The organism is Streptomyces sp. NPDC042002 (assembly GCF_055588305.1).
Genome location: NZ_JBVJCT010000037.1, coordinates 34173 through 57106, shown reverse-complemented (window position 1 = coordinate 57106; position 22934 = coordinate 34173). Strand labels below are relative to the sequence as shown.

Genomic DNA, 22934 nt, shown 5'->3' with positions numbered 1-22934 from the left:
AGATGCCGCCTTCGTCCATAGCGCAGGCAGGTGATGGCGGTTACATTAAGGCGCCGTTGCTGTGAGGTTGAGGTGTGCATCACCCACACCTCGCGTCGATTCGGTGGGGCTTCTTCCCACCTGGAGCACCGGCAGGATGCCGAGGAGGGATGGCGCTGTGGTCAGCAGCCTCGGTGGAGGGGCGAGGTTACGCTCGCTCGCGCGCCGCCAGCGCGAACTGGCGTCGTTGTACACGACGGCCAAGTCGCTCACCGCGCTGGGCGAGCTCGATGAGGTACTGCGGTCGATCGTCCGGCACGCCCACGATCTGATCCGCACGGACTTCACGTATCTCTCGCTGGTCGGCTCGGACGGCAGACTGTCCGTCAGGGCGTCGGAGGGGACGATATCCGCCTCCTTCCTCGCGGCGTGCATACCGGCCGACGTGGGGCTCGGCGGCAAGGTGCTGGCCTCCCGGAGCCCGCACTGGGTGCGCGACTACGCCGCCACGACCCTCATAGACCACGATCCGGACTTCGACCGCCTGGTCACCGCCGAAGGACTCGTCGCGCTGCTCGGCGTGCCGCTGGTCATCCGAGGTGAAGCCGTGGGCGCCCTGTTCGCCGCGGACCGCTCCGAATGGTCCTTCCAGGCCGACGAGATCGCGCTCCTGCGCGCATTCGCCGATCATGCCGCGGTCGCCCTCGACAATGCCCGTCTCTACGAGGCCAGCCGGACCGCTCTGCACGAACTGCGGATCGCGTACCGGAAGATCGAGGAACACGTGGCCGTCGTGGAGCGGGCGCAAGCGATCCACGAAGCCCTGACCGGGGTTGTCCTGGGGGGTGGGACACCGGGCGATGTCACGCAGCTTCTCGCCGATCAACTGGGCGGAAGCGTCACGCTCATCGACAGAGCAGGGGACGCTCTCTTTCGCCGGGACTCGGCGTCCAGCCCGTGCCCTGCTCCATCGGAAGCCGACCTGGCCGATGCGATCGGGATGGCCCGCCGCTCGGGCCGCTGCACGACCTCGGTCGACACTATCGGGGTCGCGCGCAGTCTGGCTTCGATCCAGGCGGGCGACAGTTACCTCGGCGCGCTGGCGTGGAGCCGGGAGGCAACCGCCGGACAGGGCGTCCCGAACGACGCGGACCTGCGAACCCTCGAACGTGCGACCCACATCCTGGGGCCGCTCATCCTCAAGGAACGGGCTGTCGCGGAGGCCGGCGAGCGATCGAGCGGTGAGCTCCTGACCGAGCTCATGGTCGGCGGCCCAGGGATCAGCTCTGCCCAGCGCGCCCGCACCCGGGCCCGCAACATCGACGCCGACCGCCTGGATCTGGTCCTCGTCGCGGACTCCCCCGCGCTGTCGTCAACCGATCTCTCGCGCCACCTGCACTACATCGCCCAGGACTGCCGCGGACTCGCCGGCGAACATCTGGGCAGAGCCACAGTGATCCTGCCGAGCGCCGACGCCGACCACACCGTCGAGGAGGTCCACCGCCGGCTGCGTCGCTCGCTGGGCGGCCCCGTCGCCGTCATCGGGGAACGGGTCGTCCACCATGACTGGTCACGCGCCTTCTCCCTGGCCAGCCGCTGCGGCGCCGTGATGCGAGCCATCGGGCACACCGACCTGGGTGCCACGACGGGCCGATACGCGCTCTACGCCCTGCTCTTCGACACCGAACGGGTCTGCGAGCTGGACCGTTTCATCTCCGACTCCATAGGCCCGCTGCTCGCATACGACCAGCGGCGTGGAACCGATCTCGTGGACACCCTCAGCGCCTACTACTTCCACCGCACCAACGTCGCGGCGACCGCCCGGGCCCTGTTCGTACACGTCAACACACTGCTCAAGCGACTGGACCGTGCCGACACCGTCCTCGGCCTCGACCGGCGCCGCGAGAACGACCTGGAACTGCAGCTCGGACTCAGGCTGCACCAGCTCAGGGCGATCACGAACGCCTCGCCGTGAGACACCGCGCCCACCGTGTCCGGCTGCCCCGTCCTCTGCCGCCGAAGCGCTGTCGGCCGGCGGCGGGTGCCGGGTTCCCCGGCAAGCGCCGGAATCCGTTTCGGCGCTGGAACGATCTTTCCCCGCGCCGACGGACCCTCTTTTAGTACCAGCCGTTGGCCTGCCAGAAGTTCCACGCGCCGGCCGGGCTGCCGTAGCGGGAGTTCATGTAGTCCAGGCCCCACTTGATCTGCGTCTTGGGGTTGGTCTTCCAGTCGGAACCGGCGGAGGCCATCTTGGAACCGGGCAGAGCCTGGACCAGGCCGTACGCGCCGGACGAGGAGTTCGTGGCGCTGATGTTCCAGCCGCTCTCGTGCTCGACGATGTTGCTGAAGGCGTTGTACTGCGAGGCGTCCGGGATCATCTGGTGCGCGATCGCCTGGGGCGAGGAGGAGGCACCGTCGGCGGCCTGGGCGGGGGCCGCGGCCAGGGCCAGGCCCGCGGTGGCGGCGGCCACGGCGGCGGCGGTGAGGGCCTTCTTCGGGCTGGCGATGCGACGGATGACGGAGACGGACACGGAGAGCCTCATTCTTCGGGGACAGGGAGCCGCCTGCCTGCCGGGAACCGTGCGGTGCCGGGTCCGGCATACGTGGGCACCGAGACCCCGGGGGGTGTGGTGCCTGGCGACGTCCCCAAGACAAACAGGTCGAAACGGTGTCCGCAATGACCCCTTTTACTAGTTGTGGTCGCACCGGACAACCCGGCACTCTCTGTGAGCCGGGTCTCAAACCCCAGGTCAGAGGTGGTGCGCGCGCGACCATATGTCCCTTATGCTCCTACTGCCGCCCTTAGTAGGTGACGTGAGTCATGTGGGGTGCTTCACCGTTTGGGTCACCTTCCGCGTGGCGCCGCTCACGGGGTACGGGTGTCGCAGGTGACCGCGGTCTCGCAGGCGGCCCGGCGCAGCAGCACGCGCCCCGGATCGTGGCTCAGGCGGTACGCGTCGAGTCCCGCAGGGCGCTCTTCGAGAGCTTGCCGGTGCCCGTCCTGGGCAGTGCGGTCATGAAGACGAACTCGTCGGGAAGCCACCACTTGGCGACCATCGGCGTGATGTGCCGCAGCAGCTCTTCCGCCGTGGTGGCACTGCCGTCACGCAGGACGACGTAGGCGACAGGACGCTCCGCCCATCGTGGATCGGGGCGGGCGATCACGGCGGCTTCGACGACATCGGGGTGTGAGGCGATGACGGCTTCGAGCTCGATCGAGGAGATCCACTCGCCGCCCGACTTGATCAGATCCTTCATACGGTCCACCAGCCGCAGGTAGCCGTCGGCGTCGATGGTGGCCAGGTCGCCGGTGCGCAGCCAGCCGTCGCCGGTGAAACTGTCCCTCCCGTCGTCCCGGAAGTAGCCACCCGCCACCCAGGGACCCGCCACCTGGAGCTCGCCGACGGCGTGTCCGTCGCGTGGCAGCTCCCGGCCTGTCTCGACATCGGCGATCCGCACGTTCACCAGTGGCATGGGCTGGCCCTGGGCGGCCCGCACCGCCACCTGCTGCTCCGCGGTCGCCGCCCGGTGTCGGGTGCGCGTGCCGCCGATGGCTCCGACGGGGCTGACCTCCGTCATTCCCCATGAATGGGTGATGGGTACACCGATCGCCGCGCGGTAGGCCTCGGACAGCGTCGGGGAAACGGCGGAGCCGCCTCCGAGCAGGATCCGCGTGGCGCTCAGGTCGTAGGACCCCAACTCGGGAACCAGGCTCGTCCACACCGTGGGAACCGCACCGGCGACAGTCACCCGCTCGGTTTCCATCAACCGCAGCAGGTGAGCCGGTTCCGCGGAGCTGCCGGGCAGGACCAAGGAGGCCCCCGCCATCATCGCGCCGTACGGAAGGCCCCAGGCGGTGGCGTGGAACAGGGGCACGATCGGCATCACGACATCGCTCTCGCCGAGACCGATGAGGCCGGCCGCCAGCGTTCCCAGGCAGTGCAGGACCGTCGACCGGTGACTGTAGAGCACCCCCTTGGGCGGCCCGGTCGTCCCAGAGGTGTAGCACAGTCCGGAGGCCAGGTTCTCGTCCGCGTGCGTGAACGCGTCCTCGAACGAGCCCGCGAACGGTTCACCACTGGAGATCAGCTCGTCGTGGTCCAGGATGCGCTCGTCCGCGGGGATCACCGCGTCGCTCCCGTCGGGCAGCACGACCCAGTGCCGCACCCCAGGTAGCCGTTCGACGCTGGGCCAGATCCGCGGGAGCAGCCCGCGATCGACGAACACCACGTCGTCCTCAGCGTGGTTGACGATGTATTCGAGGTGCTCCGAGGAGAGCCGGATGTTGATCGTGTGCAGCACCCTCTTGGTGGCCGGGACCGCGAGACAGAGCGTGAGATGGCGCCGGTTGTTGCCGGCGAACGTTCCGACACGGGCGCCCGCCGGGACACCGAGGCGGTCCAGTGCGGTGGCGAGGCGCCGGGCATGGTCGGCCACGTCAGCGTAGGTGAGGCGCTCGGCACCGGCCGTTGTGACGTGCTTGTGCGCGTGGAGACGCTCGGCACGCTCCAGAATGTGGGCGATGGTGAGCGGCCGGGGCTGCATCAGCCCGTCCATGACGTCGACGGCCCCGGCCGCGCCCCGCCCCGGAAGTGCCTCTTCGGGTAAAGGGCCCGACCGCTTGCCACCAGCGGCTCCGCCCACGGTCGGGACGCGGGACTGATCAGACATGTGTCTTCTCCTTCGGTCGTCGGGTCCGGGCCCCCAGAAGACGGGCACAGGTCGAGAGGTGTGCGAAGGGTCCGGACCGGCGGGCGGCGCGGGCCGGGAATTCCGATTCGGATCGCCTTGGCCGTCGCTACGCATGCCCGTCACCGGCACCTCGTTCGCGCCCCGGACCGACGCGGAGGATCTGGCTGGTGTGCGTATCGGAGAACCAAAGCCGGCCATGGTCGCGCCGGCCTGTTTCGGGGATAGGAAAACCGTCGAGTGACGGCAGGTGGATGCCTGTTCATGAGTGTCTCGTTGACCCAGCATCCGTTACGGGCCGAACGCCACCTTAGGTGCGGTTCCGGAATGGAGAGAGGTGAGAATCTCCCACTCGTCGGATCATTTCGGCGTCGGTTCCCCACACTCCGCGCTCTCTGTCCTGGACCGGCATTTCTCGCGGATCTGGAACACCGCGATGAGCCCTGGAGCACGTTGGCGGGCCCGACGGCGCAAAGGGCTGCCGAACCACCGTCCGGTGCGGTACGCCGACGACTTCGTCGTGCTGGTGCACGGCGCCAAGTCCGCGGCTGAGACAGCCAAGGCGGAGATCGGTGAACTGCCGGCCCGCAGGCTGAAGATGACCCTCTCGGTCGAGAAGACCCACATCGATGACGACCTTTGCCTCCAGGGGTTCCCCATCCAGCGAAGGCCCTGGCACTACGGCCGTCGCGTCGTGCTCACCATTCCGTCCAAGCCCGCCTTGGACATCGTTTCACTTGGTGAGTCGGCGGTAGGCGATGAGGGCCGCGGCTATGCCGACGAAGGCCGGGAAGTGCCCGTCCTCGCGCTCGTATCGGCAATGCGGTCGACGGCAGCCGGCCAGCCAGGACGATGTCCTTTCATGTTGGCGCCCAAGATGCCCAGTGACAGGGGCAGTCCGTTCCGGTCCGTGACCAGGTGGATTTTCGATGCGCTTGCGGCCCCGTCGGTCCCAGGTGCGGCCCTTGGGCGGCCTCAGACCCCTGGCTCTGCTTCGTCCTCGAAGCAGAGCCAGGCCGATCGGCGCGGTGGTCTGGGCCCAGGTACACCCGCCGCCGAGATAATTGAATTACGTGCCGCCAAGAGACGCCGCTCTGGAAGCTGAGCCCTCTGGCCACGGCCAACAGGTCAGGTGTGCCCACGTGTGCCAACCACCGATCCTGGTCACACGCGATGTGACCAGCCGCAGTCCGGGCCAAGCGGACCTGCGCCGGCCTCCTGGGTGGCGGCCGGCGCAGGCCGCGTTCATCGGAAGGTCTGGCGCATCTCGCCCAGGCCGTCGATCCGGCTGACCAGGACGTCGTCGGGGCCGAGGAACCGCTGCGGAACGCGACGGTTGCCCACCCCGGCCGGGGTCCCGGTGAAGATGAGGTCGCCGGGGTAGAGCGGGCACACCGCACTGATGAACTCGACCAACCGCGGAACGGAGAAGATCATCTCGCTGGTGCGTGCCGCCTGGACGCTCTCGCCGTTCAGCAGGCACTCGATCGCGATGTCGTCCCGGTCCGGCAGCTCGTCGGGGGTCACCAGCGCCGGACCGGTCGGGCCGAAGCCCGGATACGACTTGCCCAGCGAGAACTGCGATGGTTTGCCGGTGAGTTGGAGGACGCGTTCGGAGAGGTCCTGCCCCACGGTGAGCCCGGCCACGACCTCCCAGCCCTTGCTCGCCGGCACCCGATGGCAGGGCGCACCGATGACGGCGACCATCTCCAGCTCCCAGTCGACATTGCCCTTGGGCAGTTCGACCTCCGCGGCCGGGCCGACGACGCAGCTCGGGAACTTGGTGAAGAGCAGAGGGATCTCGGGCGGGACGTAGCCCGCTTCGGCGGCGTGCGGACGGTAGTTCAGCGCCACCGCGAAGACCTGGCGCGGTCGCGGGACCGGCGCGTCCAGATCGGCGGTCCGGTACGGGCTCGCCGCGGGCAGCTCGGCGCTCGCGGCCCAGGCCCGGAACCCGGTCCAGTCGGTCAGGACGTCCATGGGGTCCGGGCCGAAGCGCCCCGAGGAGGCGTGGGCGATGTCGACCGCGCCGTCCTCGGTGAGCAGGACGGCCCGGTCGGAAAGCGTGGCCAGTCGCATCTGTTCCGCCTCAGTTCGCCGGGCCGTAGAGGTCGATGGAGAACGGCTCGGTGTCGTGCGCGTCCTTCCAGCCGACCACGTGGTTGCGCAGCGTGCCGACGCCCTCGATCTCCGCCTCGATGCGGTCTCCGGGCTGGAGGTAGAAGTCGAACGGGTTCGGCTGCACGGCGGCGACGCCCGAGATCGTGCCGGTGGTGATGATGTCGCCGGCCGTGTAGCCCTGGGCCGAGTGGTAGGCGACCAGGTGCGGGATCGAGATGATCATCTTCTGGGTGTTGCCGGTCTGCCGCCGCTCGCCGTTGACCCGGAGCTCCATCGCGAGCGCGTGCGGGTCGGGAACCTCGTCCTTCGTGACGATCCAGGGACCGATGGGGCAGAAGGTGTCGATCCCCTTCGAGAAGGAGAAGACGCCCGACTGCATCTCGCGGCGCTGGATGTCACGCGCGGTGATGTCGTTGAAGACCGTGTAGCCGGCGATGTAGTCCTCGGCCTCCTCCGGGCCGAAGAACTTTCCGCTCTTGCCGATCACGATGGCCAGTTCGAGTTCGTAGTCGAGCTCCTTCGTGAGCCCCTCGGGGTACACGATCGGCTGGTCGGGACCGATGATCGCGTCGACGTTCTGGAAGAAGACGATCCCCTTGTGCACCGGGTGCGACCAGTCGACGGCGGTCAGCTCGTCGTGGTGGTCGGTGAAGTTGCCGGCGGTGTGGAAGAACTTCTTCGGCACGATCGGCGCCCGCAGGGTGACCTCCCCGAGGGGGAATCGCCGCCCGGTCTCCTCGACCTTCCCTTCCTGTTCGAAGTAGTCGCGCATCGACGGGACGTCGAGCTCGACGACGGCCTCGCCGTCGATGTACCCGACCTGACCGTCGTTGAAGGTCACGAGTTTCATGCGGAGTCTCCTGGCAGTCCGACGCGGAAGACGCGCAACTGCAGCGCGAGCGTCACGTAGTAGCCCACCAGGGTGGTGAGCTCCACCACCGCCTCGATGCCGTTCAATGAAACGGCCCGGTCGAAGACGCCGTCGTCGGCGTCACCACTCGCGACCAGGACCCGCACCAGTTCGAGGGCGGCGGCTTCGGCGGGGTCCGAGAGTTCAGGTGCCGTGCCGGCGCTCACCGCGGCGATCTCCGCGTCGGTCAGACCCGCTGCCCGGCCGATCGGCTCGTGGGCGTAGCGCTCGAAGGCCGAATCCCACTGGGCCGCGACCGCGAGGATGGCGAGTTCGCGGATCCGGCCGCTGAGCGAGGTCCGGTAGCGGATCGCCGAGCCCAGCTCCTGGAGCGCCGCTCCGACCCTGGGTGCGAACAGCATCGCGTTGAAGGGGCCGTTGAGTCTTCCCTGCGCGTCGGTGAGGGCGAAGAGCTGGCGACCGCCGGCGCGGGGCCCGCCGGCGATCGCGTCGTAGAGGGGACGTTGGTCGAGGTCGAGTTCACCTGGGGTGAGGCGGGGCAACCGAGTCATGGCGCCGAGTGTCGTGCGCGCGCCGGAACGTAGGCGGTGCTGTGCCGAGCAATGGCATCGCCCTTCCGCACGTTCCAATGATTGAAACGAACGTAGTGCGGATCACACGCCATCGCCTTTCATCCCGAGCATGGATGACTGGCTCGGACTTGATCATCGCGCGGCCCTGGTGGCCGGTGCCGGCGGCATCGGCGCGGCCGCGGCCCTCGGCCTCGCCCGGCACGGTGCCCGCGTGACCGTCACGGACGTCGACGAGGAGCGACTCGCCACCCTCGCCGAGCAGGCCGTGGAGGCAGGACTCTCGATCGCGACCCGCGCGGCCGACCTCACTAACCCGGGGAGCGCTCGTTCCGCGGTCGACGAGAGCGCCGCGACGATGGGCGGCCTCGACGTCTTCGTGCACGCGGTCGGCATCAACGACCGCCGCCCGGTGCTGGAGACGCCCGACGACGTCTGGGAGCGGATCATCGACGTCAACCTCAAGAGCGCCGTGTGGAGCGCCCAGGCCGCCGGCGCCCTGATGGTGTCCGGCGGCTACGGCCGGATCGTCCTGCTGTCCTCGGTCTCCGGACTGCTGGCGCACGCCAACCACGCCCCGTACGCCGCCACCAAGGGCGGGGTCAACCAGCTCTGCCGCGTCATGGCACGCGAATGGGCGCCGCACGGCGTCACGGTCAACGCCGTCGCGCCCGGTTACACCGAGACCGACCTGACGCGCGCCTACCTCGACAAGCCCGGCATGCGCGAAGGCATGGTCGGTCTCGTTCCGGCCGGCCGGCTCGGCACCGCCGACGACGTCGTCGCACCCCTGCTCTTCCTCTGCTCCCCGCAGTCCGCGTTCGTGACGGGTCACGTCATGTACGTCGACGGCGGTCGCACCCTCGTCTGAAAGGCAGACCCCAGACCCATGAATCTTCCGCAGCGATTCACCGACAAGGTCGTCCTGGTCACCGGAGCCGGCACCGGCCTCGGCGCCGAGATCGCCGTCCGGGCGGCCCAGGAGGGGGCCGACGTGGCGATCCACTACCGCAGCTCGAAGGCGGGCGCACGCCGTACGGCCGACCGGGTCGAGGCCGAGGGGCGCAAGGCCTTCCTCGTCCAGGCCGACATCATCGAATGGGCTCAGATCACGCGCATGGCCGACGAGGTGTGGGGCCACTTCGGCCGGGTCGACGTGGCGATCAACAACGTGGGCGACATGGCCAGCGACCAGATGTCGTGGCGTGAGATCACCGAAGAGGCGGTCGACCACACACTCGCCGTCGACCTCAAGGGCACCCTGGTGTGCACCCACGAGTTCGGCTCCAGGATGCTGGAGCAGCCCGACGGCGGCTCGATCGTCAACGTGGGCTCCACGGTCGTGGTCCGCGGCAGCGCACGGGCTCCGCAGTACGCGGCCGCGAAGTACGGCATCCTCGGCATCACCAAGTCCTACGCCCAGGCGTTCGCGCCCAAGGTCCGGGTGAACACCTTCGCGCCCGGATTCATGGAGACCGAGCGCATGCTCAACCGTGAGGACTACAAGAACGGACGCGGCGAGAAGCTGCGGGAGATGACCCCGATGCACCACATCCCGAAGCCCGAGGAGGTCGCCGGCACGGCGCTCCTCCTCGCGACCGCGGACGCCCAGCACATCACCGGCAGTTACTTCGTCGCCGACGGCGGCTACAACATGATCGGGGCCTGAGATGTCCGAGCGGCGCATCCTCTTCGTCAACGGCAATGTCTTCGACGGCTCGGGCGCCCCGGCCGTCCGTGCCGATGTGGTCGTCCGCGGTGAGACGATCGAGGCGGTCGTCGTCGGCGGTGGCGTACGGACGCAACCCGGCGACCAGGTCGTCGACTGCACCGGCAGGACGGTCATGCCGGGCATGACCGAGTCGCACTGCCATCTGACCTTCCCCTCGGCCGTCGGTCACATCGACACCTCCTTCAACCCGCCGCTGGACGTCAGCTTCTTCCATCACATGCCGACGCCGGACGAGCACCTGGAGATCGCGAAGCGCAACGCGCGCATCCTCCTCGACCAGGGATTCACCAGCGCCTACTCGGCCGGCTCGCTGACCCCCGTACCGACCGAGGTGATCCTCCGCGACCAGATCGAGGCAGGCGCCGCGGTGGGACCGCGGATGCGTGCCGCGTCGTTCGAGCGCGACAACAACCCGGTGCAGATGGGCCCCGACGGCCCCCGTGAGCAGAAGACGGGGCCGGACGCGGTGCGCGCGTTCATCCGCGAGCAGGCCGCGATCGGCTTCGACAGCGTCAAGCTGCTGATGAGCAACGACGACGTCTTCTTCGAGGGCGGGTCGATGGTGACGCAGTACAGCGCCGAGGAGGCGCGGGCCGCCGGAGAGCAGGCGCGCGAGTCCGGTGTCTGGCTCAACTGCCATGCCCAGAACCCCGAGTCGATCAAGCGGGCGGTCACCAGCGGCTTCCGCTCGATCTATCACTGCTCCTACGCCGACCAGGAGGCCATCGACCTGCTCGACGAGGCGAAGGACTCGATCTTCCTCTCGCCCGCCGTCGGCATCATGTGGGCCAACGTCCACGAAGGCGAGGAGTTCGGGATCGACACCGCGATGGCCCGGAAGATGGGCTCGGTGAAGGCGCTCGACGCGATGACGAAGCTCTACCCCGAGCTCCGCAGGCGCGGCCTGCGCGTGCTGCCGGGCGGCGACTACGGCTTCCCCAACAACCCCATAGGCCGCAACGCCCGCGACCTCGAACTCTTCGTCAGGCTCTTCGGCTACAGCCCGCTCGAGGCACTCAAGGCGGCCACCTTCCACGGCGGTCAGGTCCTCGACCTCCCGGTCGGCCTCCTGGCGCCGGAGTACCTGGCCGACATCCTCGTCGTGGACGGCGACCCGACGAAGGACGTGACCGTGCTGCAGGACGCCGGGAACCTCGTCGCCATCGTGCAGGGCGGCCGGTTCCACAAGGGTGCCGAGCAGCTCACGAGCGGTGCGGCGTGAGGCGGTTCGACGACGTCGAGTACGCCGTGATCCCGGGCTTCCGTCCGCTCGAACTCGACCTGTACCTGCCCGACGCGGTGTCCGCGGCGGATGCCGTCGAGGTGCCGGTCATCGTCCACGTGCACGGCGGTGGGTGGCGACGCGGTTCGCGCCGTCACCCGCTGCCGCGCCTGGGTGAGGACTTCTACCCCACGATGGTGCGGGCGGGCTTCGCGGTGGCGGCGATCGACTACCGGCTCAGTGGCGAGGCGACCTACCCGGCCGCGGCCGACGACGTCCGCGCCGCGGTCGCTGCCGTCGCCGGGATCATGGCGTCCCACGGGGTCGGCGCGGGGCAGGTGTTCCTCTGGGGCGACTCCGCCGGCGGGCACCTCGCCCTGCTGGCCGCACTGACCGGCTCCCCCGTGGCCGGAACGGTCGCGTGGTTCCCGGTCACCGACCTGACCGCCATGCCCGACCCCGACGATCCGCGGACGCGCGAGGCGCTCTTCCTGGGAGCACCCGCCGCGAAGGTCCCGGACCTCGCCCGCGAGGCCGGCCCGATCAGTCACGTGCGTGCCGACGCGCCGCCCGTGCTGGTCATGCACGGCGACAGCGACACGATGGTGCCGACCGCGCAGAGCGTCGACTTCACCGCGGCCCTGACCGCGGCGGGAGGCTCCGCGCGGTTGGTGCTGGTGCCCGGCGCGAGCCATTTCTGGGACGGCGCCGAGGACGTGACCGCCCTGCAACAGCAGTCGCTCGCGTTCCTGCGGACCCTCGTCACGCCATGACCCGTCCGCTGATTCCGGGGTTCAACCCGGACCCCAGCGTGGTGCGGGTGGGTGACGACTACTACCTCGTCACCTCGTCGTTCGAATACCTGCCGGGGCTGCCGGTCTACCACAGCACCGATCTGCGGGACTGGCGTCAGATCGGTCATGTGGCGACCAGGCCGGAGCAGGTCGAGCTCGATCGGATTCCGACGCCCGGCGGAGTCTGGGCCCCGACACTGCGCCACCGCGACGGCCTCTTCCACCTCATCGTCACCGTCTTCCTCGGCGGCCGGGGCTGCGTCGTCTTCACGGCGACCGATCCGGCCGGCCCGTGGAGCGACGGCGTGAGCATCCCCGCCGTCGACGGGATCGACCCCGATCTCGCCTGGGACGACGACGGCACCGCCATCGTCACGTTCGCCCGCCATCCCGACCCGATCCAGCAGGTCCGCGTCGACCTGACGACCGGCCGGGCCATCGACACACCCCGTGCGCTCTGGGCCGGCAGCGGCGGCTACTCCCCCGAGGGCCCGCGCCACCGGAGCCGGGGTCGAGGTCGAGGCGCGGGTGGTGGTGGCGGGATTCGATCGGACCTGGCACGCCACCCTGCCGTGCGGGGACGTCGAGTTCACCATCGCGTCGGCGCCGCCGCCCTCCGGCTTCTCCGCCGGTGCGGTCGGGGGCGACCGGATCCGGTTGACGGCCAGGGTGGGCGACGAGGACGTGACGCTTGCCGAACTGGACGGCCGGCACTGGTGCTTCGAGACCGCCAAGGCGTTCACGGGCCGGGTCGTCGGGCCGTTCGCGACCGAGGGCGCGGTCCGGGTCCGCCGGCTCCGGTACTCGGGCCGGTCCTGACGTTCCGTTCAGTCGGTCCTGGCGTTCCATTCAATGGAGCGGCCAGGTGACGTGGATCAGCGCGACCGGAACGCTGCGACGCATGCCGATTCATCCTGAGACCCTCCAGCGCTTCGCGCACATCGAGGGTGTTCCCAGCATGCAAGCCTTCTTCGAGGACCCGCAGTACGCCGAGCGGCGGGTCGCGTTCGAGTCCTGGCCGGACTACGAAGTCCCCGACGTCGCGGTGCGCGCGGCACAGACGCCCGGGCCGCACGGTCCGGTGCCGGTACGGATCTACGGCGAGCGTCCAGGAGCGACCGGACGGCCCGCACTCGTGTGGATGCACGGCGGCGCTTTCGTGATGGGCGACCTGGACATGCCCGAGGCGGACTGGACCTCGCGGGAGGTGGCGCGGCGCGCCGACGCGGTCGTGGTCTCGGTCGACTACCGGCTGTGCCAGAACGGCGTGCACTACCCGGTGCCCCACGACGACGTCGTGGCCGCGGTGCGCTGGGTCCGCGAGAACGCGGCCGAACTGGGTGTCGATCCCGAGTGGATCTCGGTCGGCGGGGCCAGTGCCGGCGCCAACCTCGCGGCGGGAGCCGCCCTGAAGCTGCGCGACGAGGACCGCCGGCCCCCTGCCCACCTGATCTTCGCCTACGGCGTCGCGCACGCGGTGCTCCCGCCGCTCGGTCCCGAGCTGGCCGAGCTGATGAGCCACGTGCCCCAGGTGCTCCACTTCCCGCCGGAGGCACACGGCTTCCTCAACCAGAACTACCTCGGCGGCCCGCTCAGCAAGGCAGACGGCTACGCCTTCCCGATCCTCGCCGACCTGCGAGGGATGTGCCCGACGCTGGTGCTCAACGCCGAGTACGACGACCTGAGGGTATCCGGCGAGGCCTTCGCGGCGGCGCTCGCTGCCACGGGCGTGGACGTGCGCCAGGTGATGGTGCGCTCGATGACTCACGGCTACCTCAATCTCCCGGCCACGCTGGGGCCGACCGCCGACGCGCTGGACCTGATCGCGGCCACGGTCGGCCGACCCGTGCCGGCCGGCGCATGAGCGCGCCGACCCCGCCCGCTGCGCTGGCCGTCGAGCACCTCGGTTCTCCGCTCGGACTCGGTGAACCCGAGCCCCGGCTGTCGTGGCGGCTCCCGGAGGGCACGCGCACCCAGAGCGCGTACCGGATCCGGGCGGAGTTCGGTGGCGTGGTGCACGACTCGGACTGGGTCGATTCCGCCGAAAGTGTCCTTCGGCCATGGCCGTTCGATCCGGTCGGATCGGCGCAGCCGGTGAGCTGGCGGGTGCGGGTGCGGACCGATCGAGGGGAGTCCGGCTGGTCGGCCGCGGCGGGCTTCGAGACGGGCCTGCTCGCCGCGGGCGACTGGACCGCTTCGTGGATCCGGCCCGGTGAACCGGAGCCCCTCCCACAAGCCCCGCGCCCCGCCTACGAGTTGAGCGGTCACCTGACCATCCGTCAGCCGGTTTGGCGCGCCCGGCTGTACGCGACGGCGCACGGTCTCTACGAGACCTTCCTCGACGGGGTCCGGGTCGGCGACCTCGAACTGACCCCCGGGTACACGCACTACACCGCCCGGGTCCCGGTGCAGGCCTATGACGCCACCCCGCTGCTCCGGCCGGGGCCGGTCACCTGGACGGCGCTGCTCAGCGACGGCTGGTTCCGCGGTCAGGTCGGGATCTTCCGCGCGGTCGATCAGTGGGGCGAACGCACGGCGTTCCTCGCACAGTTGCACGTGGAGTACACCAACGGCACCACCGAGGTGTTCGGCACCGACGCGGATTGGGAGTCACGGCCGTCGAGCCTCCTCCGCGCCGACCTGATCGACGGGGTGTCCGACGACCGGCGGGCCACCGACGCGGCCGGATGGCGCCCGGTGGAGCCGGCCGGCCTGGGGTACGAGACGCTGTTCTGGTCCCCGGCGCCACCGACGCGTCGCATCGAAGAGCTACGGCCGAGGTCGGTGGTACGACGCGGCGACGACAGGCAACTGGTCGACCTGGGCCAGAACATCAACGGCTGGGTCCGGTTGAGCAACCTCGGCCCGGCGGGCGGCGAGGTGACGCTCGTCCACGGGGAGGCGCTCGACAAGGACGGTGACCTCACCACCGACCACCTCGGACCCGCGGTGCCGTTCCTGCCCGCGCCCCTTCCCGCCGGGCAGGCCGACCGCGTCGTCTCCGGCGGCCGGCCCGGTGACGTGTTCGAGCCGCGGCACACGACCCACGGCTTCCGGTACGTCGCCGTCGAGGGCCATCCCGACGATCTGACGCCGGAGGACGTCACGGGCGTCGTGGTGCACAGCGATCTGCGCCGCACGGGATGGTTCTCGTGCAGCGACGAGCGGATCAACCGGCTCCACGAGGCCGCCGTGTGGAGCTTCCGCGACAACGCCTGCGAGATCCCCACCGACTGTCCCCACCGGGAGCGGGCGGGGTGGACCGGCGACTGGCAGCTCTACGCGCCGACGGCCGCGTTCCTGTACGACGTCGCCGGATTCTCGGCCAAATGGCTGGGCGACGTCGCGATCGAGCAGTGGCCCGACGGCACGATCGCCAACATCTCGCCGCACGGCCCGGCGGAGGGACCGGACGGTCCCACCGCACAGTTGCAGGGTTCGGCCGGCTGGGGCGACGCCGTCGTCATCGTGCCCTGGGAGCTGTACCGCGCGTACGGCGACAAGCGGATCCTGGCCGATCTGTGGCCGAACATGGTGCGCTGGGTCGGCCGGTCCGAGCGGATGGCCGCCACCTGCCGGCACCCCGGTCGCACCGGCCCCGAGGCGCCGCACGAACGCTACCTGTGGGACACGGGCTTCCACTGGGGCGAGTGGCTGGAGCCGGGCAACGAGGTCGACGACTTCGGCGCCTTCGTCGCCGCCGACAAGAGCGATGTCGCCACGGCGTACTTCGCGCATTCGGCGGGGCTGATGGCCCGTATCGCCGAGGTGCTCGGCAAACCGGTGGAGTCGGCGCGCTACGCCGAGCTCGCCGACCGCGTCACCGCCGCCTGGCGCACCGAGTTCCTCACCGCCGACGGCACGGTGCGCCCGGCCACCCAGGCCAACCTCGCGCGAGCGCTGACCTTCGGGCTCGTCCCCGAGGAGGCCGTGCCGAACGCCGTGGCGCAGCTCGTCGGCCTCGTCCGGGCCGCGGGTACCCATGTCGGCACCGGCTTCCTGGCGACGCCCTTCCTCCTGCCGGTACTGGCCGGACACGGCGAGGTGGGTCTTGCCTACGAGCTCCTGTTCCAGGACGGTCCGCCGTCCTGGCTGCAGATGATCGATCGAGGCGCGACCACGATGTGGGAGCGCTGGAACGGGATCGCGGACGACGGCACGCCCCACGAGTCGCTCAACCACTACTCGAAGGGGGCGGTGATCAGCTTCCTCCACCGTCACACCGCGGGGCTGAAGCCGCTCGATCCGGCCTACCGCCGCTTCCGGGTGGCCCCGCTCCCGGGCGGCGGTCTCACCCGGGCCTCCGCGGCGTTCGACTCGCCCTATGGGCGCATCGAGTCGGCCTGGCGGCTCAGTGGCGGCCGGTTGCTTCTGGAGGTCGTCGTGCCCCCGGGCACGACCGCCGAGGTCGTGCTGCCGAACGGTGAGGTGGAGGTGGTCGGCCCCGGCCGGCACACCTTCACGAACTGAGCGCCGTCGGCGGCAGGGCCGCGCTGGGGGCGCCGAGGGCACGCGAGATGCCCTGCGCGGCGATTCTCACCGCGTAGGTGAGACGGCGTGGCTGCGCCTCGCGTTCGGGGAGCAGCACGCCGATCGCGGCAACCGCCTCGTCGCGCTCGTCGAAGATCGGCGCCGCCACCGCCACCAGCGTCTCCAGCTCGGTGCGGCGGAAGATGGCCACCCGCTCCCTGCGCACCTCGGCAAGCGTGCGCCGCATCGCCGAGGCCGGAATCAACCGCTTGTCCGGCTCGCTGTGCAGCGGCCGAGCGAGCAGTTCGTCCTGCACCTCGGCCGGTGCGAAGGCGAGGAGCGCCAGCCCCATGCCGGTTGCGTGCAGCGGCATCTTGCCGCCCACCCGGTACCGCACCTGCACCGCCTTGTGCGCCGAGAGCCGCTCGACCAGCGTCGCCTCCAGACCGTCGCGGACCGCGAGCTGCACATGCTGATGCGTGACCGCTCCCAGGTCGCTCATGAAGGGCAGAGCCGTCTGGCGCAGACCGTGACCGCGCGGGGCGAGTGAGGCAACTTCCAGCAGCCGCAGGCCGATCGAGTAGCGGCCGGCTTCGTCCCGCTCGAGAGCACCCCAGGCGAGCAGCCGGTTGGCCAGCCGCAGCGTCGTGCTGACCGGAATGTCGCTGAGCCCGCTCAGCTCGCGCAACGTCAGATGCCGCCGCGTCGCGTCGAACGCCTCGAGCAGCGACAGTGCCCGGTCGATGACGGGTTCTCCCTGCGGTGGGCGCTTGCCCCGGCGTGGGGCCGTGGCGGCAGCCGTCTCGCTCACGAATAACACCTTCCGATTAAGCGCGCGTTTCAATCAATGGCAATCATTGCTGACTTGTGTGACTGGCGCCACTCATTGTTCTCCCCAAGTCGGGCCAAGACCCCGACCTGGACAACCCGAGAGGCTTCGATGACCGGCTTCACCTTCAAGCGTCTGGGAGTCAGCACGCTGGCTCTGGCGGTAGCCACCGTCTCTCTGGCGGCGTGCGGCTCTTCGACGAACAGCGCTGGTCGCTCTTCGAGCACCACACTCACCATCGGCTACGACTCCGACCCGGCACCGCAGGGCTACGACCCGCTGCTCTACGGCGGCGGCCAGCGGCTCTTCTACGAGTCGGCCTACCAGTCGCTCTTCGCGGAGGGCGCCGACGGTCAGCCCGTCCCGGAGCTCGTCTCGGCCTTCAGCTACAACAAGGCCAAGACCCGGATGACGCTGAAGCTCAAGTCCGGTGTCACCTTCACCGACGGCTCCAAGCTCACCGCTCAGTTGGTCAAGGCGAACCTCGACCGTCGCAGCAACTCCAAGCTCCAGGCCTACTCCGGCTTCGCCAAGGGCGGCTCGACCGAGATCAAGGACGTCACGGCCCCGAGCGCGGACACCGTGGTGCTCACCTTCCCCACCGCGCAGGGCTCGTTCCAGACGAACCTCGCGGGCGTCCCCGGGGCGATCGTCGGAGCGAAGGCGATCAGCGACCCGAGCCTGCTCAACCAGGGCCCGGACGGCTCGGGCCCCTACAAGATGCGGACCGCGGTCAAGGGCAGCAGCTACACGATGAGCCGCCGGCCCGGCACGGACAAGGGCACCTACCCGTTCCAGACCGTCGTCTACAAGCCCTACCTGGACAAGAACGCCCGTCTGAACGCCCAGATCTCCGGCCAGAGCGACGCGTCGCTCATCGACACGTCCACGGAGCGGACGGCGGCGTCCAACGGCGTCTCGCTGGCCAAGAACGGCGGCACGATGCTGGACCTGCTGGTCTTCGACAAGACCGGGGTCAGCGCTAAGCCGTTCGCCGACAAGGACGTTCGCCTGGCACTGAGCTACGCGATCGACCGGGACGCCTTCGTCAAGACCGTGGCGAAGGGCGCCGAGGCGACGGCCAACGCCTTCCCCAAGTCCTCGCCCGGCTACGACCCCGCGCTGAACACCAAGTACGCGTACGACATCGCCAAGGCGAAGCAGACGCTGAAGAAGGCCGGCCACCCGAACGGGTTCTCGTTCACCGTCACCGCCAGCCCGACCGATCAGGCCGCGCTGGAGTTCCTCCAGAACCAGTTCAAGGCGATCGGCGTCGACATGAAGATCGACGTCACCACCTCGACCGGACAGCTCTTCGCCGCGGTCAACACCCAGCCCCTCGGCTTCCTCCCGCTGACGATGAGCAACGAGATCGGCGTCACCGCGGGGGTTCTCGTGGGCGGCTTCGCCAACCCGCACAAGGCACAGGACCCGGTGATCGGCGCCGCGCTCGGGGCTGCGTCGAACGCCTCCGGCACGGACCACGCCGCCGCGCTGAAGAAGCTGAACGGCGCGCTGATCGACGAGGGCTGGCTGATCCCGGTCGCGGAGCAGTACGCGTACGCCGGCTACAACGCCAAGGTGCTCAAGGCGCCGACCTATCCCGGCACCGACGGCTACCCGCTGCTGAGCTCTTTCAAGCCGGTCGCCTGACCGTTCCCCGCGGTCGGCCGGCGGCCCTCGGGATCGTCGGCCGACCGACGGGACAGCGCGCACGGTGCCGTGATCACGGAAAGGAACTCATGCCATGTTCACCTACGTCGCCCGTCGTATCGGGCTCGGTGCCGTCACCGTCCTGGTGGCGTCCGCCCTGAGTTTCCTCCTGGTGCACGCCTCCGGCGGCAGCCCAGGAGCCATCACCGCCGGGGAAGGAGCGACCAAGGCCCAGATCGCGGCGGAGAACGTCCGGCTCGGCTGGGACCGTCCGCTCGTCGCCCAGTACGCGAGCTGGCTCGGACACGCCGTCCGCAGCGACCTCGGGGTCTCGCTGATCGACGGTCACGGCATCTGGCCGGACCTCATGCAGCGCGTACCGGTCACCGCTTCGATGGCCGTCCTCGCGACCCTGTTCAGCGCGATCCTGGGGATCCTGGCCGGAGTCGTGGCGGCGGTGCGCGGCGGCAGACTCGATCGCCTGATCACCGTGACCAGCGGGATCATGCTCTCCCTGCCGCAGTTCTGGCTCGGCATCCTGCTGGTGTATCTGCTCTCGGTGAAGGCGCACCTGCTGCCCGCCACCGGCTATGTCGGTTTCACGATCTCGCCGGCGCAGTACGTCCAGAGCCTGGTCCTCCCGGTGCTCGCGCTGGGTCTGACCGGAGCCGCGATCATCGCGCGCACGACCAGGGCCGGCATGGCCAACGCGCTGCGGCAGGAGCACATCCGCACCCTGCGGGCCCTCGGCACGCCGCTCTGGCGGATCCGCTACCTGCACGCGCTGCGCTTCGCCGGCGCGCCGGTCGTGTCGGTGATCGGCATCCAGTTCATCGCCCTCTTCGGCGGCTCGGTCATCATCGAGCAGCTCTTCGCGCTGCCCGGTCTCGGCCAGGCCGCACAGGGCGCGATCAACACCCACGACTTCCCCGCGGTCCAGGGCGTCGTCGTCATCGCCACCGTGGTCGTGGTCGTCACCAATCTGCTCCTCGACCTCGTCCTCGCCGCCCTCGACCCGAAGGTTCGTGCCGCGTGACCGTCTTCACCGAACCCGTCCAGGTGCCCGTGGCGCCCGCGCCGACGTCCGGCAGGCGCCGACTGCCGGCCTCGCTGCGCCGCCCCGTCACCGTGCTGGCGACCGCATGGCTGGCCGCGATCGTGATCGCCTCGGCGACCGCGCGCTGGTGGGTGCCGTTCCAGGTCGGCCGGCAGGACCTCGCGCACGCCCTGGCGGGCCCATCGGGCCGGCACTGGCTCGGCACCGACGAACTGGGCCGCGACATCTTCTCCCGGATCGTCACCGGTGGCTGGATCTCGATCGGCCCGGCCCTGCTGTCCGTCGCGGTGGCCTTCTGCGTCGGCGTGCCGATGGCGCTGCTCGCCGCCGAGCACGGTCGCAGGGTCGAAGGGACCCTCAGCCGCGTCGCCGAACTGCTCCTGGCCCTGCCGACCACCGTGATCCTGCTCGCCTTCGTCGGCGCGGTGGGCGTCCACGTCTGGGCCATCATGGCCGTCCTCGGGCTGCTGCTCGCCGCGCCGGTGTACCGGATCCTGCTCGCGCTGGCGCAGTCGCTGCGCACCCGCCTCCATGTCGACGCGGCGAAGGTGAACGGCGTCGGCTCCCTCCTGGTGAACGTGCGTCACGTACTGCCGGGCATGGCGACGACGATCGCCGTCCAGGCGGCGCAGCTCTTCGCGCTCGGCATCCTGATCGAGGCCGGCCTGGCCTTCATGGGCTACGGGCCTGCCATACCGGCGCCGAGCTGGGGCGGCCTCATCGGCGACGCTCAGCAGCACATCTACGACGACGCCTGGATGATGGTTCCCACCGGCGTCGTGCTCGCGCTGACCGTGATCGCGGCCAACCAGATCGCCGACGCCCTGGCCGGTGAGCGGGAGCGGACCGCCCCTGCCCGCCGCCCCGTGCGACGAGCGGGCCGACCCCGGGCGGCGGCTCCGGCCGCGGGCGAGGCGACCGCTCGGACCGATGGAGCCCTGCTCCAGGTGCGCGACCTGCACGTCGGCGTCGTGGAGGGCACGGAACTGGTCACCGGTGTCTCGGTGTCGGTCCGGTCCGGCACCGTGCTCGGCCTGGTCGGCGAGTCCGGGTGCGGCAAGACGATGACCGCGCGGTCACTGATGGGACTGCTGCCCGACGGCGTCGAGGTCAGCGGCGGCTCCATCCTCTTCGAGGGGCGAGAGCTCGTCGGGCTCCCCGACAAGCAGTACCAGGCCGTCCGCGGGCGGGACATCGCGATGATCTCGCAGGAGCCGATGGTCGCGCTCGACCCGATGTTCTCCATCGGCCACCAGCTCACCCGGCCCATCCGCCGCTTCCGCGGAGTCGGCCGCACCGAGGCCCGCCGCATCGCGCTCGACCTGCTCGCCCAGGTCGGCATCGTCGACCCCGAGCGGATTCTGCGCAGCCACGCTCACACACTGTCCGGCGGCATGGCCCAGCGCGTCTGCATCGCCCTCGCGCTCACCGGCTCGCCGAAGCTCCTGATCGCCGACGAGCCGACCACCGCTCTGGACGTGACGGTGCAGGCGGAGATCCTCAGCCTGCTGCGTTCACTGGTGCGCGGCACCGGCCTGTCGGTCGTCCTGGTCAGTCACGACCTCGGGGTGGTGGCGGACCTGTGCGACGACGTCGCCGTCATGTACGCCGGTCAAGTGGTCGAGTCCGGGACCGTGTCCGAGGTCCTGGGCCAGGCCGCGCATCCCTACACGGGCGCGCTGCTGGGCGCGAACCCCCACATCCCGCAGGGGGAGGCGGTCCCGGACCGGCTGCCCTCGATTCCCGGCACGGTGCCGGCGCCGAAGGACTGGCCCACCGGCTGCCGGTTCGCGAGCCGGTGCCCTCTGGTCACCCCCGAATGCCACGAGCCGATCGCCGCGGCGCCGGCGCACGGCGCGGGAACCGCGCGCTGTATCCATCCACTGGCCCTGGCGCCGAGCACGGCCACGCCGAACGAATCCGGAGTCGTCCGATGAACCAGTCAGCGCTCCGTGTGCGGGATCTCGTCGTTCACTACGGACGTCGTCACAGGACCCCTCCCGCCGTGAACGGGGTCGGCTTCGACATCGCGCCGGGCGAGACGCTCGGGCTGGTCGGTGAGTCCGGCTCCGGCAAGTCGACCATCGGCAAGGCGATCCTGGGACTCCAGGCGGCGAGCTCCGGGTCGATCACGCTGAACGGGACGGACATCACCACGGCCTCGCTGCGACAGCGGCGGGTCAGCGCGATCGACCTGCGCGCGGTCTTCCAGGACCCCTACTCCTCCCTCAACCCGGCCCAGACCATCGGCCAGACCCTGGTGGAGCCGCTCCGGGTGCTGCGCGTACCGAAGCAGGAGCAGGGGCAGCGCGCCCGGGACGCCCTTGAGGCGGTCGGGCTCCCGAGCGACGCGATCGACCGCTCTCCGGCGCAGTTCTCCGGTGGTCAGCGTCAGCGAGTGGCGATCGCCCGAGCCCTGGTCTGCGACCCGAGGGTGATCGTGCTCGACGAGCCGGTCAGCGCCCTCGATCTCTCGACCCAGGCGCATGTGCTGAACCTGCTGGCCGATCTGCGTGACCAGCGGCAACTCGCCCTGCTCTTCATCGCCCACGACTTGGGTGTCGTCCGGTTCCTCTCCCAGCGGGTCGTCGTCCTCTACCGCGGCCAGGTGATGGAGCAGGGCGCTGTCGAGTCGGTGACCCAGGAACCGCGTCACCCGTACACCGTGGCGCTGACCGCGGCGGCACCCGTGCCCGATCCGGCCGAGCAGGCGCGCCGTCGCGCCGCGCGCGAAGCACTGGGCATCGGCGCGGCCGGGACGGCCGCGGCGGCGCCGACGGGCTGTCCGTTCGTGAACCGGTGCCCGCTCGCGGGGGACCTCTGCCGCACCGAGCGCCCGCCGCTCACCCGCACCGGTGACACCTCTGCGGCCTGCCACCGCCTCGACGAGGTCGCCGCGCTTCGTGCGACCCACTGAAACCCGCTGACCCCCGCACCACCTAGGGAGA

The 22934-nt window shown here is 70.2% G+C and carries 18 protein-coding genes and 1 pseudogene; 13 read left to right on the top strand and 6 right to left on the bottom strand.

Annotated features, from left to right (window positions below; translation table 11 throughout):
- The first annotated feature begins 157 nt into the window (after positions 1-157).
- Entirely contained in the window at positions 158-1954 is a 1797-nt protein-coding gene (locus tag ACZ6KY_RS34625; RefSeq protein ID WP_469314212.1) for a helix-turn-helix domain-containing protein, read from the top strand.
- A gap of 142 nt (positions 1955-2096) precedes the next feature.
- Here ACZ6KY_RS34625 and ACZ6KY_RS34620 read toward each other — a convergent pair whose 3' ends face one another.
- The 5 genes from ACZ6KY_RS34620 to ACZ6KY_RS34600 all read right to left on the bottom strand — a co-directional run bounded on the left by ACZ6KY_RS34620 (position 2097) and on the right by ACZ6KY_RS34600 (position 8211).
- Positions 2097-2510 (bottom strand): aggregation-promoting factor C-terminal-like domain-containing protein, encoded by a 414-nt coding sequence (locus ACZ6KY_RS34620; RefSeq protein ID WP_469314211.1) that lies wholly within the window; start codon positions 2508-2510, stop codon positions 2097-2099.
- 412 nt (positions 2511-2922) lie between these two features.
- Positions 2923-4536, bottom strand: a complete 1614-nt coding sequence (locus ACZ6KY_RS34615) for a long-chain fatty acid--CoA ligase (RefSeq protein ID WP_469314210.1) — start codon at positions 4534-4536, stop codon at positions 2923-2925.
- A gap of 1377 nt (positions 4537-5913) precedes the next feature.
- Entirely contained in the window at positions 5914-6747 is an 834-nt protein-coding gene (locus ACZ6KY_RS34610) for a fumarylacetoacetate hydrolase family protein (protein WP_469314209.1), read from the bottom strand.
- A 10-nt stretch (positions 6748-6757) separates the two neighbouring features.
- Positions 6758-7639 (bottom strand): fumarylacetoacetate hydrolase family protein, encoded by an 882-nt coding sequence (locus ACZ6KY_RS34605; protein WP_469314208.1) that lies wholly within the window; start codon positions 7637-7639, stop codon positions 6758-6760.
- Entirely contained in the window at positions 7636-8211 is a 576-nt protein-coding gene (locus tag ACZ6KY_RS34600; protein WP_469314207.1) for a carboxymuconolactone decarboxylase family protein, read from the bottom strand. Before ACZ6KY_RS34600 ends, ACZ6KY_RS34605 begins: the two co-directional genes overlap by 4 nt.
- Before the next feature lie 130 nt (positions 8212-8341).
- Here ACZ6KY_RS34600 and ACZ6KY_RS34595 point away from each other — a divergent pair, with 130 nt between their 5' ends.
- From ACZ6KY_RS34595 to ACZ6KY_RS34560, 8 genes and pseudogenes are all read left to right on the top strand, one after another.
- Positions 8342-9100, top strand: coding sequence for an SDR family NAD(P)-dependent oxidoreductase (locus ACZ6KY_RS34595; RefSeq protein WP_469314206.1), 759 nt, complete (start codon positions 8342-8344; stop codon positions 9098-9100).
- Positions 9101-9118: 18 nt separating this feature from the next.
- Positions 9119-9898: an SDR family NAD(P)-dependent oxidoreductase gene (locus ACZ6KY_RS34590; protein WP_469314205.1), complete on the top strand. Its 780-nt coding sequence runs from the start codon at positions 9119-9121 to the stop codon at positions 9896-9898.
- A 1-nt stretch (position 9899) separates the two neighbouring features.
- Positions 9900-11183: an amidohydrolase family protein gene (locus ACZ6KY_RS34585; protein ID WP_469314204.1), complete on the top strand. Its 1284-nt coding sequence runs from the start codon at positions 9900-9902 to the stop codon at positions 11181-11183.
- On the top strand, positions 11180-11956 hold the full coding sequence (locus ACZ6KY_RS34580; protein WP_469314203.1) for an alpha/beta hydrolase fold domain-containing protein: 777 nt from the start codon (positions 11180-11182) through the stop codon (positions 11954-11956). The genes ACZ6KY_RS34585 and ACZ6KY_RS34580 overlap by 4 nt, the downstream gene beginning before the upstream one ends.
- Positions 11953-12420: pseudogene (locus tag ACZ6KY_RS34575) on the top strand (family 43 glycosylhydrolase); the annotation flags it as partial. The gene ACZ6KY_RS34580 and the pseudogene ACZ6KY_RS34575, both read left to right, overlap by 4 nt.
- Before the next feature lie 7 nt (positions 12421-12427).
- Complete coding sequence (locus ACZ6KY_RS34570; RefSeq protein ID WP_469314237.1) at positions 12428-12796, top strand: hypothetical protein; 369 nt, start codon at positions 12428-12430, stop codon at positions 12794-12796.
- Between the two features lie 82 nt (positions 12797-12878).
- Positions 12879-13841: an alpha/beta hydrolase gene (locus tag ACZ6KY_RS34565; RefSeq protein WP_469314202.1), complete on the top strand. Its 963-nt coding sequence runs from the start codon at positions 12879-12881 to the stop codon at positions 13839-13841.
- Positions 13838-16447: a family 78 glycoside hydrolase catalytic domain gene (locus ACZ6KY_RS34560; protein WP_469314201.1), complete on the top strand. Its 2610-nt coding sequence runs from the start codon at positions 13838-13840 to the stop codon at positions 16445-16447. Before ACZ6KY_RS34565 ends, ACZ6KY_RS34560 begins: the two co-directional genes overlap by 4 nt.
- Here the strand turns inward: ACZ6KY_RS34560 and ACZ6KY_RS34555 are convergent.
- A complete protein-coding gene (locus ACZ6KY_RS34555) occupies positions 16437-17258 on the bottom strand; it encodes an IclR family transcriptional regulator (RefSeq protein ID WP_469314200.1) in 822 nt (273 codons plus the stop codon). The genes ACZ6KY_RS34560 and ACZ6KY_RS34555 overlap by 11 nt on opposite strands.
- A gap of 129 nt (positions 17259-17387) precedes the next feature.
- Here ACZ6KY_RS34555 and ACZ6KY_RS34550 point away from each other — a divergent pair, with 129 nt between their 5' ends.
- From ACZ6KY_RS34550 to ACZ6KY_RS34535, 4 genes are all read left to right on the top strand, one after another.
- Positions 17388-18929, top strand: coding sequence for an ABC transporter substrate-binding protein (locus tag ACZ6KY_RS34550; RefSeq protein WP_469314199.1), 1542 nt, complete (start codon positions 17388-17390; stop codon positions 18927-18929).
- A gap of 94 nt (positions 18930-19023) precedes the next feature.
- The gene (locus tag ACZ6KY_RS34545; protein WP_469314198.1) at positions 19024-19965 is read left to right on the top strand and encodes an ABC transporter permease; all 942 of its coding nucleotides are present in this window, start codon (positions 19024-19026) and stop codon (positions 19963-19965) included.
- Entirely contained in the window at positions 19962-21923 is a 1962-nt protein-coding gene (locus ACZ6KY_RS34540; protein ID WP_469314197.1) for a dipeptide/oligopeptide/nickel ABC transporter permease/ATP-binding protein, read from the top strand. The genes ACZ6KY_RS34545 and ACZ6KY_RS34540 overlap by 4 nt, the downstream gene beginning before the upstream one ends.
- Before the next feature lie 68 nt (positions 21924-21991).
- Positions 21992-22903 (top strand): oligopeptide/dipeptide ABC transporter ATP-binding protein, encoded by a 912-nt coding sequence (locus ACZ6KY_RS34535; RefSeq protein ID WP_469314196.1) that lies wholly within the window; start codon positions 21992-21994, stop codon positions 22901-22903.
- Positions 22904-22934: the final 31 nt, after the last annotated feature.

Excerpts from the sequence above, each read along its gene's own strand:
- ACZ6KY_RS34615 (WP_469314210.1), bottom strand. The coding sequence starts at position 4,536 with ATGGACGGGCTGATGCAGCCCCGGCCGCTCACCATCGCCCACATTCTG.
- ACZ6KY_RS34610 (WP_469314209.1), bottom strand. The coding sequence starts at position 6,747 with ATGCGACTGGCCACGCTTTCCGACCGGGCCGTCCTGCTCACCGAGGAC.
- ACZ6KY_RS34605 (WP_469314208.1), bottom strand. The coding sequence starts at position 7,639 with ATGAAACTCGTGACCTTCAACGACGGTCAGGTCGGGTACATCGACGGC.
- ACZ6KY_RS34600 (WP_469314207.1), bottom strand. The coding sequence starts at position 8,211 with ATGACTCGGTTGCCCCGCCTCACCCCAGGTGAACTCGACCTCGACCAA.
- ACZ6KY_RS34595 (WP_469314206.1), top strand. The coding sequence starts at position 8,342 with ATGGATGACTGGCTCGGACTTGATCATCGCGCGGCCCTGGTGGCCGGT.
- ACZ6KY_RS34590 (WP_469314205.1), top strand. The coding sequence starts at position 9,119 with ATGAATCTTCCGCAGCGATTCACCGACAAGGTCGTCCTGGTCACCGGA.
- ACZ6KY_RS34585 (WP_469314204.1), top strand. The coding sequence starts at position 9,900 with ATGTCCGAGCGGCGCATCCTCTTCGTCAACGGCAATGTCTTCGACGGC.
- ACZ6KY_RS34565 (WP_469314202.1), top strand. The coding sequence starts at position 12,879 with ATGCCGATTCATCCTGAGACCCTCCAGCGCTTCGCGCACATCGAGGGT.
- ACZ6KY_RS34560 (WP_469314201.1), top strand. The coding sequence starts at position 13,838 with ATGAGCGCGCCGACCCCGCCCGCTGCGCTGGCCGTCGAGCACCTCGGT.
- ACZ6KY_RS34550 (WP_469314199.1), top strand. The coding sequence starts at position 17,388 with ATGACCGGCTTCACCTTCAAGCGTCTGGGAGTCAGCACGCTGGCTCTG.
- ACZ6KY_RS34545 (WP_469314198.1), top strand. The coding sequence starts at position 19,024 with ATGTTCACCTACGTCGCCCGTCGTATCGGGCTCGGTGCCGTCACCGTC.